The organism is Bacillus sp. IT-79MI2, from assembly GCF_949768135.1.
Classification (GTDB): Bacteria; Bacillota; Bacilli; order Bacillales; family Bacillaceae_G; genus Bacillus_A; species Bacillus_A pseudomycoides.
Map to the genome: position 1 here is coordinate 269115 of NZ_CATKPV010000073.1, position 17888 is coordinate 287002.

19 protein-coding genes are annotated in these 17888 nt (G+C 34.5%); 5 read left to right on the forward strand and 14 right to left on the reverse strand.

From position 1 onward, the window contains the following. Positions 1-143 precede the first annotated feature (143 nt). Complete coding sequence (locus ACM6HU_RS19795; protein WP_016114514.1) at positions 144-902, forward strand: alpha/beta fold hydrolase; 759 nt, start codon at positions 144-146, stop codon at positions 900-902. A gap of 75 nt (positions 903-977) precedes the next feature. Here ACM6HU_RS19795 and entFM read toward each other — a convergent pair whose 3' ends face one another. Together entFM and ACM6HU_RS19805 are read right to left on the reverse strand one after the other, a co-directional pair. Then, positions 978-2309 (reverse strand): enterotoxin EntFM, encoded by a 1332-nt coding sequence (entFM, locus tag ACM6HU_RS19800; protein ID WP_414848400.1) that lies wholly within the window; start codon positions 2307-2309, stop codon positions 978-980. A gap of 409 nt (positions 2310-2718) precedes the next feature. Beyond that, the gene (locus ACM6HU_RS19805; RefSeq protein ID WP_016114512.1) at positions 2719-3501 is read right to left on the reverse strand and encodes a TrmB family transcriptional regulator; all 783 of its coding nucleotides are present in this window, start codon (positions 3499-3501) and stop codon (positions 2719-2721) included. An 85-nt stretch (positions 3502-3586) separates the two neighbouring features. Here ACM6HU_RS19805 and ACM6HU_RS19810 point away from each other — a divergent pair, with 85 nt between their 5' ends. Continuing rightward, entirely contained in the window at positions 3587-3769 is a 183-nt protein-coding gene (locus ACM6HU_RS19810) for a hypothetical protein (RefSeq protein WP_016114511.1), read from the forward strand. Between the two features lie 243 nt (positions 3770-4012). Here the strand turns inward: ACM6HU_RS19810 and ACM6HU_RS19815 are convergent, their stop codons facing one another. Together ACM6HU_RS19815 and ACM6HU_RS19820 are read right to left on the reverse strand one after the other, a co-directional pair. Then, positions 4013-4612 carry a nitroreductase family protein gene (locus ACM6HU_RS19815; RefSeq protein ID WP_016114510.1) on the reverse strand — a complete coding sequence of 200 codons (600 nt, stop codon included), beginning with the start codon at positions 4610-4612 and terminating at the stop codon, positions 4013-4015. Positions 4613-4862: 250 nt separating this feature from the next. Then, positions 4863-5846, reverse strand: coding sequence for a D-alanyl-D-alanine carboxypeptidase family protein (locus tag ACM6HU_RS19820; protein WP_016114509.1), 984 nt, complete (start codon positions 5844-5846; stop codon positions 4863-4865). Between the two features lie 224 nt (positions 5847-6070). Here ACM6HU_RS19820 and ACM6HU_RS19825 point away from each other — a divergent pair, with 224 nt between their 5' ends. Next, positions 6071-7072 carry a S66 family peptidase gene (locus tag ACM6HU_RS19825; protein ID WP_414848401.1) on the forward strand — a complete coding sequence of 334 codons (1002 nt, stop codon included), beginning with the start codon at positions 6071-6073 and terminating at the stop codon, positions 7070-7072. Between the two features lie 89 nt (positions 7073-7161). Here ACM6HU_RS19825 and ACM6HU_RS19830 read toward each other — a convergent pair whose 3' ends face one another. The 9 genes from ACM6HU_RS19830 to ACM6HU_RS19870 all read right to left on the reverse strand — a co-directional run bounded on the left by ACM6HU_RS19830 (position 7162) and on the right by ACM6HU_RS19870 (position 15028). Continuing rightward, positions 7162-7611 (reverse strand): DUF6376 family protein, encoded by a 450-nt coding sequence (locus tag ACM6HU_RS19830; RefSeq protein WP_016114507.1) that lies wholly within the window; start codon positions 7609-7611, stop codon positions 7162-7164. Positions 7612-7848: 237 nt separating this feature from the next. Next, positions 7849-8025 carry a spore germination protein gene (locus ACM6HU_RS19835; protein WP_003196961.1) on the reverse strand — a complete coding sequence of 59 codons (177 nt, stop codon included), beginning with the start codon at positions 8023-8025 and terminating at the stop codon, positions 7849-7851. 98 nt (positions 8026-8123) lie between these two features. After that, positions 8124-8345: a hypothetical protein gene (locus tag ACM6HU_RS19840; protein ID WP_016114505.1), complete on the reverse strand. Its 222-nt coding sequence runs from the start codon at positions 8343-8345 to the stop codon at positions 8124-8126. 475 nt (positions 8346-8820) lie between these two features. Then, the gene (locus ACM6HU_RS19845; protein ID WP_016114504.1) at positions 8821-9822 is read right to left on the reverse strand and encodes a branched-chain amino acid ABC transporter permease; all 1002 of its coding nucleotides are present in this window, start codon (positions 9820-9822) and stop codon (positions 8821-8823) included. 4 nt (positions 9823-9826) lie between these two features. Then, a complete protein-coding gene (locus ACM6HU_RS19850; protein ID WP_016114503.1) occupies positions 9827-10687 on the reverse strand; it encodes a branched-chain amino acid ABC transporter permease in 861 nt (286 codons plus the stop codon). Between the two features lie 25 nt (positions 10688-10712). After that, positions 10713-11417 carry an ABC transporter ATP-binding protein gene (locus ACM6HU_RS19855; protein ID WP_016114502.1) on the reverse strand — a complete coding sequence of 235 codons (705 nt, stop codon included), beginning with the start codon at positions 11415-11417 and terminating at the stop codon, positions 10713-10715. After that, positions 11395-12168 carry an ABC transporter ATP-binding protein gene (locus ACM6HU_RS19860; protein WP_016114501.1) on the reverse strand — a complete coding sequence of 258 codons (774 nt, stop codon included), beginning with the start codon at positions 12166-12168 and terminating at the stop codon, positions 11395-11397. Before ACM6HU_RS19860 ends, ACM6HU_RS19855 begins: the two co-directional genes overlap by 23 nt. Before the next feature lie 106 nt (positions 12169-12274). After that, a complete protein-coding gene (locus ACM6HU_RS19865; protein WP_016114500.1) occupies positions 12275-13492 on the reverse strand; it encodes a substrate-binding domain-containing protein in 1218 nt (405 codons plus the stop codon). Positions 13493-13804: 312 nt separating this feature from the next. Next, positions 13805-15028, reverse strand: a complete 1224-nt coding sequence (locus ACM6HU_RS19870; protein WP_016114499.1) for a serine hydrolase domain-containing protein — start codon at positions 15026-15028, stop codon at positions 13805-13807. A 219-nt stretch (positions 15029-15247) separates the two neighbouring features. Between ACM6HU_RS19870 and ACM6HU_RS19875 the strand changes: the two genes are divergently transcribed. Further along, complete coding sequence (locus ACM6HU_RS19875) at positions 15248-15490, forward strand: hypothetical protein (protein WP_229161591.1); 243 nt, start codon at positions 15248-15250, stop codon at positions 15488-15490. A gap of 88 nt (positions 15491-15578) precedes the next feature. On the opposite strand, the gene ACM6HU_RS19880 is transcribed toward ACM6HU_RS19875, so the two are convergent. Next, positions 15579-16505 (reverse strand): CobW family GTP-binding protein, encoded by a 927-nt coding sequence (locus ACM6HU_RS19880; protein WP_016114497.1) that lies wholly within the window; start codon positions 16503-16505, stop codon positions 15579-15581. 411 nt (positions 16506-16916) lie between these two features. On the opposite strand from ACM6HU_RS19880, the gene ACM6HU_RS19885 reads away from it, so the two are divergent. Next, positions 16917-17861 carry an L-lactate dehydrogenase gene (locus ACM6HU_RS19885; protein WP_016131323.1) on the forward strand — a complete coding sequence of 315 codons (945 nt, stop codon included), beginning with the start codon at positions 16917-16919 and terminating at the stop codon, positions 17859-17861. Positions 17862-17888: the final 27 nt, after the last annotated feature.

The window sequence follows — 17888 nt, forward strand, 5'->3', positions numbered from 1 at the left end:
GGTACTTAATAAAAAATAAAAAATTACCATTCTATAGTCTACGCAAAAAGAATTTAGAATGATTACCCATATATAACTATAAAAATATATATTTTCATAGCATACGCATCTCACTAATCTTCATTCACCGAAAGGGGTATACCGTGCAAGCAAAAAAGAATTCTGAAAAGAAGACCATTATATTCATTCATGGATTAGTCGGAAATCGTCGTGCCTTCAAAAAAGAATATAAACGATTTTCTCCTTCTTACAATATTATAACGTATGATTTACTAGGTCATGGTGAAGACAAAGGGCAAGCAATAGACTTTTCTTTAGATCGATTAGTACAGCAATTATCAGACCTGTATGAGAAAGAAGGTATTCAGCAAGCTCATATTTGTGCCCTAAGCTATGGCTGTTACATTGCCACTATATTCGCTCACAAATATCCAGAGAAAGTATTAAGTCTTTGTCATATTGGAGGTCATTACAATAATCCCTCCCTTTTATATAACGTCTTTCGAAAGTTTTGGGACAACCGTGAAAATGAATATTCCACTTGGCTTTATCAATATGCGAGTACAATTTTCCCAAGTGGTATACTAAAAGCAAGTCCTTTTGCGGTTATTTCAAAAAACATTTATTATCGGTTTGGATTACAATTGCATTCATCGATTATTGTCGAATCGCTCAAACACCGTCTAGAATTCGATTTAAAATCTCGACTACGAGAACTATCACAACCTATTCTATGGGTAATGGGTGAACACGATCATCTCTATAAATCCTGTTTATTTGATTTAAAATCCATTCTTCCAAACGTTTTATATAAAGAAATCCCACTAGCCGGCCATGCCGCAAACTTATTCCGTCCTAGCTACTTCCATGATTTATATTCCAATTTTTTACTGGACGCATAAAGACATCTAAAACAAAAAAAGCTTTCTAGTTTCCTAGAAAGCTTTTTCTTATAATATGTAAGAATACAGTTCTTATTATGCTTTTGTGTAACCTGCTAGATGTTTACTCCAGTAAGAGTTATTTACTGAGCTAATTCTTACACCAGTTTTTTCAGTTTCTGCACTGATGAACTGACCATTTCCTAAGTAAATACCCATATGAGTCATACCTGCACCAGCACCAGTAGTATCTTTAAAGTATACTAAATCACCTGGTTGTGGATTACTAGTATGTGTCTTGCTGCCCCAGTAGCCAGCAACAGTTTGACGTCCACCAGAATGACCTGCTTTATTTAATACGTAGTAAACGTAGCCACTGCAGTCAAAACCAGATGGTGTTGTACCACCATATACATATGGTGAACCATTTAGCGATTGTGCAATAGACACAATTGATGAACCATTAGCAGATGGTGTTGTCGGTTTTTCTGTTTGTGGTTTTTCTGTTTGTGGTTTTTCTGTTTGTGTATTTCCTTGCTCACCGCCAGTAGTTGGACGAGAAGGCGTAGTTACATTTGCTGTACCACCTTTTACAAACTTAACATGGTCTGCACTTACATAGCCAGTTCTTCCTTGGTGGTTAATTTTATACCAACCGTTTTCCCCACCAATAACTTGTAATGTTTGGCCTTGTAATACGCCACCAATTACAGCATTATATGCAGCCGGGCCTGTACGTACACGTAAAGCTCCTGTATCAACAACATATGAGCCGTCTTTTCGGATTGTCATTTCATTGTTGTTTGGCTTTTCTGTTTCCGTACTTACATTTGTAGTTGTACCGCCTTTTGTTACAAAGTCTTTACTTACATAGCCAGTTCCGCCGTTGTGGTTAATTTTAAACCAGTCTTGTACTTCACCGACAACTTGTACAGTTTGTCCTTTGTCTACAGTACCTACAACTGTATGAGAAGCACTAGGACCTGTACGTACATTAAGTGAAGAAACATTTACCGTATAGTTACCTGTTCCTTGTTGAACAGCAGTTCCTGTTTTCTCACCAGTTGTTACAAAATCACTGCTTACATAGCCAGTTTTACCGTTTACATTTACTTTAAACCAACCATTTTCTTCACCAGTTACTTGTAGAACTTGTCCTTCTTGTACTTTAGAAATAATATCATTTCCTGTACCAGGACCTGTACGTACATTCAATACATCAGCTGTTACTGTGTATTTAAGGTCAGATTTTTTCTCTACTGTTTGTGTTTCAGTTACTTTCGGATCAACTGTTTGTGTTTGTTTTTGTGTTTGTCCATCGATTTCTTTTAGCGCGTCTGTTGAAACTTGTGCGTGAGCAGCATCCATTCCAGGAACTACTGCGCCGGCTACAGAAGCTGCCGCTAAACCTGCTAGTACTTTTTTCATAAGTTGTATTAACTCCCTTTCCCTACTACCCTCTTAAAAAAATGATTTTAATATCCTACCAAAATATTGGAAATGAATTCATATTAAATTCCATTTTTATACAAGGGCTTTCTTTTTCACACGTCAACTATTTTAAATTACCGATGTGAACTTCATGTGAACTTCATGTGAATTCCAACTTCATACACAGCGTTTTCGTAATAAAACATTTAATTTTTTCTATTACAAAACGAATCAAAGCTTCTAGTAGTATCCATTCTTTACTTACTCCACTAATAAAATCATGATATCTAAGTAAACAATTGGTTTTTCTACTGGTCTTACAAAATAGTTCTTTTCATGAGTCACCTTCTTATCATTACAAAAATCCCGCCATTTATCAACTATATAGTATCCTAAAAAATTATATTTATATGAAAAAGAACTTTTCTCGTTCTGGAGCAATCCAAGAATCCATGTTTTGATCGCTATCCCTTACTAAACGATTTACTAATATATCATGCCATATATAATTTTCTAGTAAATATATATGAACAGGATCATCTGTATAAAAAGCATTTCCTTTTTGTTCTATCGAGTGACCATATACCATTTCTTTTCCATCAATTGATAAGATAAACCATTTATGACCTCCAATATTATTAACGTAACTTGTTTTTCTATGAATTTCTAATCCTTGCAACGGATCGTCAACTTCAAAGACAATCCCCTTTAAACTACATTCTCTTTCTTTTTCTTGTAAGTCTACTAATAATTTTTCATACATAGTATCCCGAATTGACAAAATAATCTTTTTTTTCGCTCTTCGAATTAATATTCTGCAGAAAGCTAGTATATTTTCTTCACCTTTCAAAGTGGTTACTCTCGGATCCACCTCAGGTTCTTTTTTTTCAAATACTTTTAATTCTTTTTCTACATACGTGTATGTCTCTTCCCATTTCTCTCTTACTGCCTCTAAAAACACATCTACAGGTAAAGGAGAATATTGTACTGCTTCATTTATTTCTTCCTTCATTACAATGCCTTTTTGTTCAAGGGTATTCAATATTTCATATATTCGTGCACGAGGGACTCCAGAATTTTTGCTAACTTGATAAGCACTAGAAGCTCCCTGTTGAACTAATGAAACATAGGCTTTTGTTTCATATTGATTTAAGCCAAGCATTTGAATTTTTTGTAGTAAATCTTCCATTGAAGATCTGATTATTTGGAATCTTTATGCTTATATTGTTAAAATAACCAATATAGTTCAAATATTAGGAGGTTCATTATTATCTATGGAGCAAATTATTGATAATAGTTCGAAGCATTATATCGATTTTCACTATGCATTGGTTCGTACGCTATCCTTGGTAACGTTCAGAAAAATCCCAACCATTGAAACAAAAAAATCCGAATTAAAAGTTACTATTGAAAATCAAAGTAATAATTTAAATCATAAGAATCCTTATAAATTATAATTATTTTTTAATAATTTATCGCACAAACAGGGAATTGCTAATAACCGCATTCCCTGTTTGTCTGTTTCATTTATTTTGAAACCACTGCGTCACATGATGGATTTCGCTATCTGTCATTCCATACCCATAATGATACCTTAAATTGAACTTCTAATGACTAGAATTCACGAGATTTTAAAAATCTTTTATTGGTCCTGTACAAAACAAAAAAGGATTACCTATATAGGCAATCCTTTTCCCATTTTATTTATGAAATTTCACACGAGTTTCTAACGACTGAAATTCTTTTTCTCCTGCTGGTGCAACTGGTTTACCAAATGGCATTTGAGCGATTAACTTCCAAGTTTCTGGAATATCCCACTCTTTTCTCACTTCGTCATCAATTAATGGGTTATAATGCTGCAGCGTTGCACCAAACCCTTCAATTTCTAATGCTGTCCAAATCGCAAACTGCAGCATTCCCGATGATTGCTGGGACCAAGTCGGGAAATTGTCTTTATATAACGCAAACTTTTCTTGAAGATCTTCTATTACTTTACTATCTTCAAAGTATAAAACTGTTCCATAGCCACTTTTAAATGCATTCATTTTTTCTTCTGTTGGTGCAAAATTATTTTCTGGTACAATTTTTCGTAATGTTTCTTTCGTAATATTCCATAGTTTGTCATGTTGCTCATCTAATAAAACAACAACCCTTGCACTCTGAGAATTAAAAGATGAAGGTGTATACTTTACGGCATGATTCACTATTTCTTGAATTTTCTCATCAGAAACAACTTGCTCTTTACTAATTGCATAAATTGATCTTCTGTCTTCAATTGCTGAATAAAAATCTTTTGCCATACTAATTCCCTCCAATTTTTATTTTGAGGCTTACTAATATGTATTATGGTATATCCCGCCTCTTACTTATTAATAATAAGTTTATAACTTTATTATATCTACACAGAAAAACATTTTCAAACAATAACACTCATACTTTTTTAGTTTTTGTTTTTAATACTTTTTATATTCCCTTAAAATAAAAAACAGCTTATTTTCTACTCAATTCGAGTTTCAAACAAGCTGTCTTCCTTCAAATTAGATTCCTCACTTACTTAACAATCTGGAAGCCATAAGACATTAGTTTATGCGTTTCTGTAAAACGTTTCATTTTACTTTCCGTACCCATAACAACTGTTACGAGTCGTTTATCACCTTGTTTTGCAGTCCCTGTAAAACAATAACCTGCACTATCAGTGAAGCCTGTTTTCAGTCCATCCATTCCTTCTAAGTAAAGTCCTTGGTTGGCCGGATTCAACATTTCATTTGTACTCGTAACCGTCGTACTTTTAAATGCTAATTGACTTTGACGTAAATGGGTAACATCTAATATCTCCGGGTAATCTGTTACAAGGTGATACGCTAACTTTGCTACATCAGCTACAGTCATCTTTGTTTCACTTCCATCAGCTTCTTGCAATCCAGAAGCATTTGCAAACTTGGTTGCTTCTGATAACTCCAGTTGTTTTGCTGTTTGATTCATAAGTTGAGCAAACTCTTGCTCGGTCTTTGCTATATGTTCCGCTAAAGCAACTGCAGAATTGTTGGCAGATTGTATCATTAACGCATGATATAAATCTTTAATCGTTAATACATCTCCCGCTTGCACTGGAATTCTAGCGCCTTCTGCTTGTGCTGATTTAGCACTTATTTTCACTTGATCCTCCCAATGGACCTTCCCTTTATGTATGCTTTCTAAAAGAATATATGCTGTCATCATCTTTGACATACTCGCCGGGGCAAGTAGCTCTTCTTCATTATTTTTATACATTACTTGTCCATCACTTGCATCAATGATCATTGCTGCTTTCGCTTCAACTACTGGTACATATTTTTGTGGGATTATCTTTTCAGTTAATCCTGTTTTGGGTAACTCTGCTACTTGTAGGGGCGGACCATCTATTGTCATTTTTTCTTTTGCTTTGGAAACATTAGTACCATTCTTCTCTAGAATACTCCCTTGGAAAAAGAACCAACATGAACCCAAAATAATAGCACAGAGTATTGTTACGCTTCCCCATCCTAACCTTTTCATCAATAAAACTCCTTTTACTCTACCTATTATCATTTCAAATTTAACCATAACAACAATGTCTTTAAACCGTCAAGGTCAAACAGTAAATAATCTACGATAACTATTTTTTCAAGATTATTTGTTAAGAATATGTTATACTACCAAAAATTTAATAATATAAATTTTCAAATATTAAATCCTGAAACTACTTAAATTCCTAATCGAAACAAGAAAGGTTTGATACAATGATACTACTTAATCCCTTAAAAAAAGGAGATACTATCGGCATTTACTCTCCTTCTTCACCTGTAACATATACATCTCCCAAAAGATTTAATCGAGCTAAAAAATATTTACAAGATAAAGGGTTCTATATATTGGAAGGTCGCCTTACAGGTAAGCAGGATTTTTATCGTTCTGGAAGCATTCAAGAACGTGCTGAAGAACTAAATGCATTAATTAGAAATCCGAATGTTACATGCATCATGTCAACAATTGGCGGGATGAATTCAAATTCTCTTTTACCTTATATTGATTACAAAGCATTGAAAGAAAATCCAAAAATTATGATTGGGTATTCAGACACTACAGCTTTACTACTTGGAATCTATGCAAAAACAGGCATTACTACATTTTATGGACCAGCACTTGTTCCTTCTTTTGGTGAATTCGAACCTTTTGTAAACTCTACTTATACATACTTTGCAGAAGCTTTAATGGAAGAACAAGAAATTTCTTACAAGGTAAAGAAACCTTTATTTTGGACAGATGACTTTATAAACTGGGAAGAAAAAACAAAGGACAAAGAACTAAGAAAAAACGAGTGGATTTGTGTAAATGGCGGAAAAACAACTGGAAGACTAATTGGCGGCAACTTAAATACAATACAAGGTATATGGGGTAGCCCATTTATGCCTTGTATTAAAGAAGGAGATATTCTCTTTATTGAAGATAGCTCCAAAGATGCAGCTACCATTGAAAGAAGTTTTTCATTACTTAAAATTAACGGTGTATTTGATAAAGTTTCAGGAATCATTCTTGGAAAACATGAGCAATTCGATGATTGTGGTACAAATCGTAAACCATATGAAATATTACTAGAAGTCCTAGAGAATCGTAAATTGCCATTTCTTGCAGACTTTGATTGTTGCCATACCCATCCGATGATGACGATGCCAATTGGTGTTCAAGTAGAGCTGGATGCAACAAATAAGGAACTACGTATTCTTGAACAATGGAAAAATTAATATTTACATTCAATGATTCTATGAACATCTTTATTTTCATTATGAAAGTAAGAAACGAGTGGCTTTCAGTATAAAAGCCACTCATTTCTTTACTGTCCTAAATTTTGAACCTTATCTTTTAAATCCTGAAATTGTTGAACTGTCTGCATAAGCTCTGAGTTTTTAAATTGTTCTACATCCATTTTCCCTTCTTCTATCTTTTTCATGGTTGTATCAATTAATGCATTTAATTTTTCGTTATATCCAACAATTTGCTGATGGATGTCCTTCGCTACATCCGGGGGTGTCAATTCATTAAAAGCTGGGATATCCTTTTGAATGTCTCCGAGCTTAGTCTCTAATTCTTTTCGAGCAGCACTATCATTGATTGCTTTTTCTACTAATCCCGGCGCTTCATTTGCAAACGCACTCACTTTATTAACATAGTCTGTCGCCTTTTGAGCATAATCAATTGAATTCTTACCCTCTTCAATCATAGAGCAGCCCATTAAACCGATTGTAATTAAAAACACAAGTAATATCGTCTTTTTCAACTTCATTTTTTACCTCCTAGCTGAATACTAACCTATTGTTTCTTCTATTATATTTATAAACACTTATCCCTTTCGTTATACTGTCATTCTAAAATACTAGCTACTTCATTTTCATTTTCATTACCTCAACTTATATATTCTAGCAGGACTTTTCAATTTCCTTTTCATAATCAATTTTGAAAAACATATGGGGTTTTCATGGAACGAATTTCATATACAACAAGCTCTTTTGTTGATTTTTCTCTAGCTGTTAACACTCCTTGATTTCCATAATTGTGTTTCTAATAGTAGTATTTCTCCCATTCCATCTATTAGTAATACGGTATAACCTGTTAACGATTCAGAAATCGTACCTTCTACTACATCACACTCTTTCATGCTACCTACTGTTAGTACATAGTTTTTCAGAAACTCCTTCATTTCTTTACTTGTCGCAGTGCCCATTTCAAATTTGTATACATCCGAAAAAAGACATACTTAAGATACAATTAAGTATGTCGATTCCTTTATAATAACGTTTACTTCCCTACATATCCTATAACTGTTACAAGTTCTGATTCTATATGTACACCGATAATTTCCTCAATAATATTTGTGTATCCTTCCCCTATAGGCGCTCCATATTGTAAGGAAATTTCTTTTTTCTTATAAACTGACTGAGGTATAGTCAAAATGAATTTCCTAAGATCTCTTTCATCCACAGGTTCCATAATTAAAACTATGCCTTCTTCCTCAAACATACAATCATCCTTTCACATACATTCCTAATATGGCTCAGTATTGCCTTTACCTGCTGAGTTCTAAACCCCTTTACAAATAGTACGATACTCTTCATTCGATAAAGTGAAACTTTAATCAGTGGGGGTTTTCTTCATCCCCCACTGATTATTAGCCCTCATCAATCGGGCTTTTACGGGCAGTAATACTCCCACCTAGCTTCTTTGTATTCACTGAATCTTGAGGTGGGAGTATTACTGCCCGTTAATGCGGGATAAAACGCCCATTTCCCATAGTCATACTAATCACTCATCTAAAAATCTCCAAAATAAAAAGCACAAACCTTGAAACATCAAGAATTTGTACTTTTATTACATACGATTTCACATTCCTTTATCCATCTCATAAGGTGATATCTTCATCAACGGAAGGTTCCACCGCTGATGGCTAACTTTCACCTATCTTCCACATTTCTCTCTAAATCTCAAGGGCGGAGTTTCATGTACTATGCTCAACTTCCTTACTTTTCTCTGCCCCCTTCTTTTTTGTTATACTTCTTATTTTTTTAACCGTACCAGTTAACCCTGTTGGAAATCCTAATAACACAATAATATATAGTAACCCAAGAAAGATCGTCCATCGTTCAAAGATTGGATACTGCGTCGCAAGTTCTGATAAATAATACTTTAGAGATTCAATCATCCCGGCACCAGCGATTGCTCCAACTAATGTCCCAACTCCCCCAATCATTGTCATTAACAGAGCATTTAAAGTCATTTCAATTGAAAAAACAGTTGTATTCACAAAGCGTAATGTGATAACAAATAAACCACCGCTAAGCGCTGCTACTACTCCCGCAACTACGCTCGCAATAATTTTATAGTGGAGAATTTTATATCCAAGTGCTTCTACACGTTGCTCATTTTGCGAAATTGCCTTTAACACTTTTCCAATAGAAGATTGTGTAAATACGTGAAGCAATAGAAAGATGACGACTAAACATATGAGTGTAATATAGTAAAATGTGAAACGGTCACGAAACATATCAGGTACACGGAATGTAAAGCCATCTCCTCCATGTGTGAAAGACCGCCATTTTTCAGCAAGTACGAAGAATAGTTGGGAAATCGCAAGTGTTAACATTGCATAAAAATGACTTTTTAATCGTAAAGAAAGCATACCGATTATATAACTGATTATCGCTGATAGTACAACAGCTATCCCAATACCGATTAAAAAGCTTGCTATAGAAACCTCTTGTCGATCTAGTAAGAGTGCAACACAATAAGCACCTATTCCAAAAAACATACAATGACCGAATGAAACAATTCCTGTATATCCAAGAAGAATATCAAAACTCATTGCAAATATAGCAAAGATGAAAATTTGTGTAAACAAAATGAGTAAGCTCCGTGAATCATTTACGAAAGGGAATACACTTAAACAAATCAATACAACTAGTCCAAAATATATCCCGGCCCGATTAAATGTATTATTCACCTTTTCACCCCTTTTCACCAACGAGCCCCGTTGGCTTGACTACCAAGAAAAACAACAACATTAACATATTTATTGCGAGTGATAAATCAGGTAAATAATAAGCCGTAAACGCTCCAGCCAATCCAACAATTAAAGACGCAATCGCTGAACCTTGCACGCTTCCCAATCCTCCGATAATGACAACAATAAAAGCTAAAATTGCATACTGCATACCCATTTCAGCGAAAATAACTCCTGAATATGGGGCAAGGAGAAATCCCCCTAACGCGGCCATTCCAGCCCCTAATAAAAAGACAAATGAAAATATCGCCTTTATGTTAATACCAAGAGCTTGAACCATCTCCTTATCTATTACACCCGCACGAATCATAAGACCAATTTTTGTTTTACGTAGTAACAACATCAGGCCAATATAAATAAGTACCCCAACAATAATAACAAACAATCGATACTTTATTAATATAATTCCATCGAATGTCAAGCTTCCTTGTAACCATGTTGGTAATTTAGCACTAATTGGATTCGGTCCCCAAAATACTTTTATACATTCACTAAGTACAAGCATTCCACCAAGTGTAACGAGAAGCTGACGAACATGATTTCCATAAACAGGACGAATAAGGAATCTTTCTAAAACGAAACCAAGAAACATTCCTATCAAAATCGCACCTATTAATGCAAGTACATAGCTACCCGTCATATTGAATAACCAAACCCCTGTAAAAGCTCCCCATGCAAACAATCCACCATGGGCAAAATTGAGCACACTCATTAAACCAAAAATAAGTGAAAGTCCCGATGCTAATAAGAAAATAAGCATACCTGTTGAGACGCCATTTACAAATAAGTTAACTAACACATCCACGTTCCATACCTCCTCCGTATCAATGTTAAGAAATCCCTAGATACTTATGACATGTTTCCTTATCTTCTTTCAGTTCATTCATTGGACCGTTATGCACGATTTTTCCATTGTCCATAATGTAAAAATAATTACCTATCTGGCTTGCCATCATAAAGTTTTGTTCTACAAGCAAAACAGTCGTTTTCTCTTTCATTTTCAAAATAGCCGACATTAACTTTTCAATCATAATCGGCGCTAATCCTTTACTTGGCTCATCAATTAATAGCAATCCATCACTATTAATGAACGCTCTTGAAATCGCCAGCATTTGCTTTTGTCCTCCGCTCAACAGCCCACTTTTTTTATTCCAATATTGTTTTAAATCTGGAAATAAATCGAGCATCCATTCTACCTTTTCTGCATATTCTATCCCTTTCTTTACTCCAGCGAGAGCAAATGTTTCTTCTACCGTTAAATTATGAAAGATCCCTTGATTTTCTGGCACATAGCCCATTCCTTTTCGCGAAATCAGATGAGTAGATAGACCATTTACTTTCTCATCACAATAATAAATTTCTCCATTAGAAATCCGATTAAACCCCATAATTGAACGTAAAGTCGTTGTTTTTCCAGCCCCATTTCTTCCGAACAATACGGTGATTGTTCCTTTCTCAACCATAAAAGAAACACCTTGCAAAATATGAAACTGATCCAAATACGTTTCTATATTATCCACTTTTAATAGTGTCACCGTATAATCCCCCTAAGTATGCCGTTTGTACACGTTCATCCTTCATAATCTCTTCTGGTAACCCTTCGGCCAATAACTCGCCATGAAATAGTACAATTAAATGATCTGATAAATGTAGAACCATATCCATTTTGTGTTCAATAAGTACAATTGTATTCTCACGATTTTTCTTTATATTCTCTATCACTTGAAGAATAGCTGGGACTTCCTCAACAGAGATACCCGCTGTTGGTTCATCAAGTAGCAATACATCTGTTCTGAGCGCTAGCAGCATGGCCAGTTCTAATTTTCTCTTTTCCCCATGTGCTAAATCTTTCGCTAGCACTTCTTCTTTTTCGTGAAGCAATACTGTCTTCAAAAGACGTCTCGCCTCCCCCATCTGCTGCTTGAATCGTGAGAAGTTTGGAAAAAAACTATAATAATCTTGAACAAACGACTGTACACTTAAGCGTACATTTTCAATCACTGTTAATTCCGGAAAAATATTTGTAAGCTGGAAAGAGCGCCCCATACCAAGGCGGGTTCGCACTGGAATCGATAACTTTGTAATGTCACGTTCTTTAAAATAAATCTCACCTTTTGTTGGAGAAATCTGTCCACTTAACAAGTTAAATAGAGTTGTCTTCCCTGCTCCGTTGGGTCCAATAATAGAAATAAGTTTTCCTTTTGGTATCATCAAATTTACGTCTTTAATGACATGATGTTCTCCAAATGAGACACAAAGATTTCTAGTCTCTAACAAGTTCCTCACTCTATACCCTCCTCAAAAAATTCATATTTTCAGGGTGAAAAAGAGAAGTTGATGTAAAGAGAGATAACCTCCTCTCTTTACATCTTTTAATTCCGGGATATTCAATCTATTTATTTTGAATTGGTGGCTCTGTTTCTTTCATTGTTAATTCTCGCTCTAGAACAGGTACTGGATAATCAACACCCTCTTGTTTTTGTAACATTATAGAATAAAGCGCTTGCAAAGCTTGATGGTCTTTCTCTCTAAATTTCATTTTTCCTTTTGGTGTCTCAAATTCCATTCCTTCCATTTTCTTAATAAGCACATCAACATCTGTATCGCCTTTTGTTTTCTTTAACCCTTCAACGATGGAAATTGCCGCTGACATTCCTCCAGCTGTAAACAAATCTGGAACTGTTCCATTGAAACGTTTCTTATGTTCTCCCACTAGCCAATCGTTCACTTTATTTTTCGGAAGTGTATGATAATACACTGAAAATCCTTGCATGCCTACTAATGCATCCATCGTCTTTAATGCTGGTATATCCGGTGCCCCCGTTGAAATCTTAATCCCTTGCGCTTCTACATTCATATCTTTTAATTGCTTCCATGGTGAATTCGCACCAGCCCAAACAACAAATAAATAATCTGGTTTTGAACTAATGATGTTTTGAATATTTGCAGTAAAATCAGTAGAATTCGTATCAGCATATTGTTCATTTACAATATTTGCCCCTAGCTTCTTCGCTCCCGCTTTAAATGCAGCAATTCCTTCACGACCAAAGGCGTTATCTGGAGCAAATGTTGCAATCTTTACATCTTTCTTAGCGATGGATGCAGCACCAGCAATTGCATCTTGAGATGAATTTCTGCCTGTTCTAAAAATATATTTATTCCAGTTCTTCCCCGTAATACTATCTGCAACCGCAGGTTCAACAATCATTATTTTTTCATATTCTTCCGCTAGTGGTAACACTGCTAATGTATCACTTGAACTCGAAGATCCAACAAGAAAATCAACCTTGTCTTCCTCTAATAGTTTCGTAGCTTTTTTAACTGCTACATCCGCTTTTGTTTCCGTATCTTCTACAACAAACTTAATCTTCTTCCCTTCTACTTTCCCTGTTCCGCCTGTTGCGTAATCTAGCCCTAGTTCAAATCCGTTTACCGTTTGTTTCCCATATGATTCAAGCGGTCCTGTTAACGAAGCAAGAACACCTACCTTAATGGTCTTCTCATCATCTGTACTTGCTTTCTCCCCTGAACATCCTGCTGTTACTAACAATGAACCAAGAATACATCCCGTAAACACCATTTTTAGCCACTTACGTTTTTTTGCTGACATTGTGATCCTCCCCATACTTTACTTTCTGATAGAATCAAATACACCAAAGTAACCATCCGTAATCATGACTTTTTGTTTTTAACAATGTGAACTATGTTGTCAATAGAAATTTCTCGAAGTACCTCTACATTCGCCAGACATTTCCAAATCCCTTCCAATACATTTGTAAATATTCATACGATTATATGAATTATACATATCATTCCTTGAGCAAATACATTTAAATAACTGTGCTCTTCCTCTAATATATTAGCCCACAAAAAAAGACTAACTTCCAAAATGAATTAGTCTTTTCCACCAAGCACACTACTCTTAAGACTCTTTACGTAAAAAGTCTACTATTGCACGATAAACAGCATACATTTCGTAGTGATGTTTTTCAAAACTAGGATCAGCACTTGTTCTCACAATAACAAGGTTTTCTGGTTGGTTTATATAAATATTCTGACCCCAAATTCCTATAGCAAGAAATTCTCCGACTATATAATCTGGTCCAGGAGTCCACCATTGATACTGATAATTATCAGTGAAATGAGATTGATTATCTTTCAGTAGATTATACCTTTCAGGTATTGTTGATTCTCGAATCCACTCTTGAGAAATAATCTGTTTCCCCTTCCAATTTCCATTCTGTAAGTAGAGTAATCCAAATCTAGCAAAATCTCTCAACGTAGCATTCAAGAAAGAATAAGGTATCATGCTCCCATCACTACCTATATTCCAAAATGCATGGGACTCCATTCCAAGCGGTCCCCATATTTTCTCTTGTAAATATTGTGCTAAATTCCGTCCAGTTGCTTTTGCAATCAGCATGCCTAACACTTGCGCATCTATACTTTTATAAGAAAATTCCCTAGAAAATTCTTTATACTTAAATTGATTTATATACTCATTCACACTCTTACTTGCAGTCAATGACGCTTGCATCAGCATATAAAAATCTGATGACAAATTATGATAATCTTCATTAAAATAAATACCAGAACACATCTGTAGACATTCCTTAATAGAAACATTCTTATATCCCGAGTTCTTTAACTCTGGCAAATAAGCAATGATTGGATCCTTTACTGATTTAATATCCCCTTCATCAATTGCTATACCTACTAAAGCAGATAAAAAAGATTTTGCTACAGACCATGAAGTATTAAGAGATTTACACGTATTTCCATGAAAGTATCGCTCATTTACAACTTTATGATCTTTCATAATGAAAAGGCCTGTCGCCATCGTGTTTTTAAGAAACTCATCAAGAGTTGATTGTTTTCCATTATAGCTGTACGTAACATTCATATCCTTCAAATCATAATCAAATCGAGAAATATGTCCTTTACGTTTCACCTTTTGGGCTGGGTATACTTTAGAAAGATTACGGAAGTTTTCAATTGTTTTTTTCTTATCAAATAGTATATGAAAATCCACAAAACGCTTCTTATTTGTAGTATTCTTATTCCTTAAATTTAGTAAATCGTTTAAACCAACGGCTATTGAAGCTGGAATCATAATAGTTCTTTTAAAACTATACTTCTTATTCATCTTATTCTCCTTGGATCAAAACATATTACTTTCAACCTTCTTAACCTATACTTAAAAAAACTCATATTCACCCTAATAATGTCAATTATGAACAACACAGAAAGATTACTCCCTAGCTAATTCTAATATAATTATAATCCACTTCAAAAACCCAAAGTATGCAGTGCGATTTATAGTTCATGTATGAATCTATTCATAAAGCTCTTAGCTGCTTTAGAATTGGCTCGGTACGGTATTGGCGTGGTTGCAGTAGCACTTCGAGCGTCATTATCGATACACCCATTATTCAATGGCTATAACGATTCATGGTTAATTGATATAATAAAAGCAACAGTAATAGGAAATAAATTAACTCAACCTGAGCAGATCGTAGATACTGTTTATCTTATTTCATGGGAAGTAGTAAATGTAATTAATGATAGAGTTGTTATGGTGGATGAAGGTTACGCTTCCTTTAAATAATATTAACTTTCCAATCACTATCATTTTTATACATGCAAAAGCAGCGTAGAATCTATAATTCTACGCTGTTTTTCTACATCAACACAAATTATGAAATCGAGTTACTCTCTAAACCACCTAATCCTTCTGCCAATTGTTTCTTATCTAAATTCTCACCAATCATCACAAGATTTGTGGGAAATCCGAAGTCCTGCTCCAGTAAAGTTGGTACACCAAATGAATATTGTAATAAGTGTGGATATTTATCCCCATGAAATTTCACAAATCCTTTTACACGATAAATCTCCTGTGGTAAATTTGAAAGCCATTCGTATAATTGATCTTGATCGATTGATTTTGTAAATTGATATGTCATCGTTTGTATATGTAAATGCTGCTTCATATGTAATGTTTCATGTTCTTCATTTTCTGTAAGTTCCACATCTTCTATATCCTCTAAAGATATATTACAATACTGTGTTTCATACAATTTCGCATGTTTATTAATTGCTGCTACTTCTTCTAAAACTTTTTTCTTCTCCTCATCTTTTAATAAATCTGATTTATTAATGAGGATATGACTTCCGTATTTGATTTGTTCATTTAAAAGTTGTTGAATATTTTTACTTAGTGTATCACGATTTAACCATCTCATCGCATCTAATACAACAACGATGGATTTCACGTCAAGATAAGGAGCTAAAATAGGTGACAGGCATGCATCTAATACTTCAATTGGGTGAGCAACTCCTGTTGTTTCTATATAAATTACATCTGGTCTCTCTTGTTGATATAAAGAATGTAACTGAATCTCAAGTTCATCTTTTAACGTGCAACAAATACAACCTTTTAAAAGTTCTCTTAAAATATTCTCTTTCCCTATAATATCTGTATCTACCGAGTATTCTCCTATTTCATTCATTAAAACAGCAACTTTTCGAGTTTTCTTCTTTTCTGCTAGTAGTAAATTTTGTAGCAATGTGGATTTCCCACTTCCTAAAAAACCACCTAGTATATGAATTTCTACTTTACTCATATGACCGACCATCCATTTCTATGCTTTTAATATACTTTAAAGCGTAATTATTACGATTTATATTTATTATTTTATTAAAATAAATGCAATTTGTAAACAAAACACTCCGATTGTTTTGTATTCCTATATATATTTCGGATCTTCTGTCTTCATAAGCCCATTATGAATAATATAAATTATCTGTTCCATTGTTAATGGATTCGGCATCCGAAGTTTCTTCTTTTAATAAGGATTACATTCAAGAAAAGATGCCCCTGTTTCATTCCCTATGATTCACAACTATATAAACGGATTTATTTTCAAATACTTGAATATCTTTTGTGAAATGGAATAAACTAGGTTAGAATCTGTAGAAGTAAGACCTGTTTTTTCTTACATATCAAAATTACTGAAATAGTGAGGAATTGTCATATGAAAAAAGGTATTAACCGTGTTGTATTAGTAGGAACCGGCGCAGTAGGATGCAGCTATGCCTACTGCATGATTAACCAAGGTGTTGCAGAAGAATTTGTTCTCGTTGATGTAAACGAAGCAAAAGCAGAAGGAGAAGCTATGGACTTGAGTCATGCAGTTCCCTTTGCTCCAGCACCAACAAGAGTTTGGAAAGGTAGCTATGAAGATTGTAAAGATGCGGATCTTGTTGTAATTACTGCTGGTTTACCACAAAAACCAGGTGAAACACGCTTAGACTTAGTTGAAAAAAACACTAAAATCTTTAAACAAATTGTTCGTAGCATTATGGATAGCGGATTTGATGGCATCTTCTTAATCGCTACAAACCCTGTAGATATTTTAACTTACGTAACTTGGAAAGAATCTGGATTACCAAAAGAACGTGTAATTGGCTCTGGTACAACTCTAGATTCTGCTCGTTTCCGCTATATGCTAGGAGAATATTTCAATATTGACTCTCACAATATTCATGCTTACATCATCGGTGAACATGGTGATACAGAACTTCCAGTTTGGAGCCACGTATCAATCGGAATTCAAAAACTACAAACGATTCTTGAAAAAGATAATGACCTTAATCAAAAAGGTTTAGATGAAATCTTTATAAATGTTCGCGATGCTGCTTATCACATCATTGAACGAAAAGGTGCAACATACTACGGAATCGGTATGTCCCTTTTACGTGTAACAAAAGCAATCCTAAATGATGAAAATAGCGTATTAACTGTATCTGCATATCTTGAAGGTCAATATGGACAAAAAGATGTTTATATCGGTGTTCCCGCAGTCTTGAATCGTCAAGGTGTTCGTGAAATTTTAGAAGTTGAATTAAGTGAAGATGAAGAATTAAAGTTCGATCACTCTGTTCAAGTACTAAAAGAAACAATGGCTCCTATACTGTAAAATACATGCTACTTATGCCCTTACAAA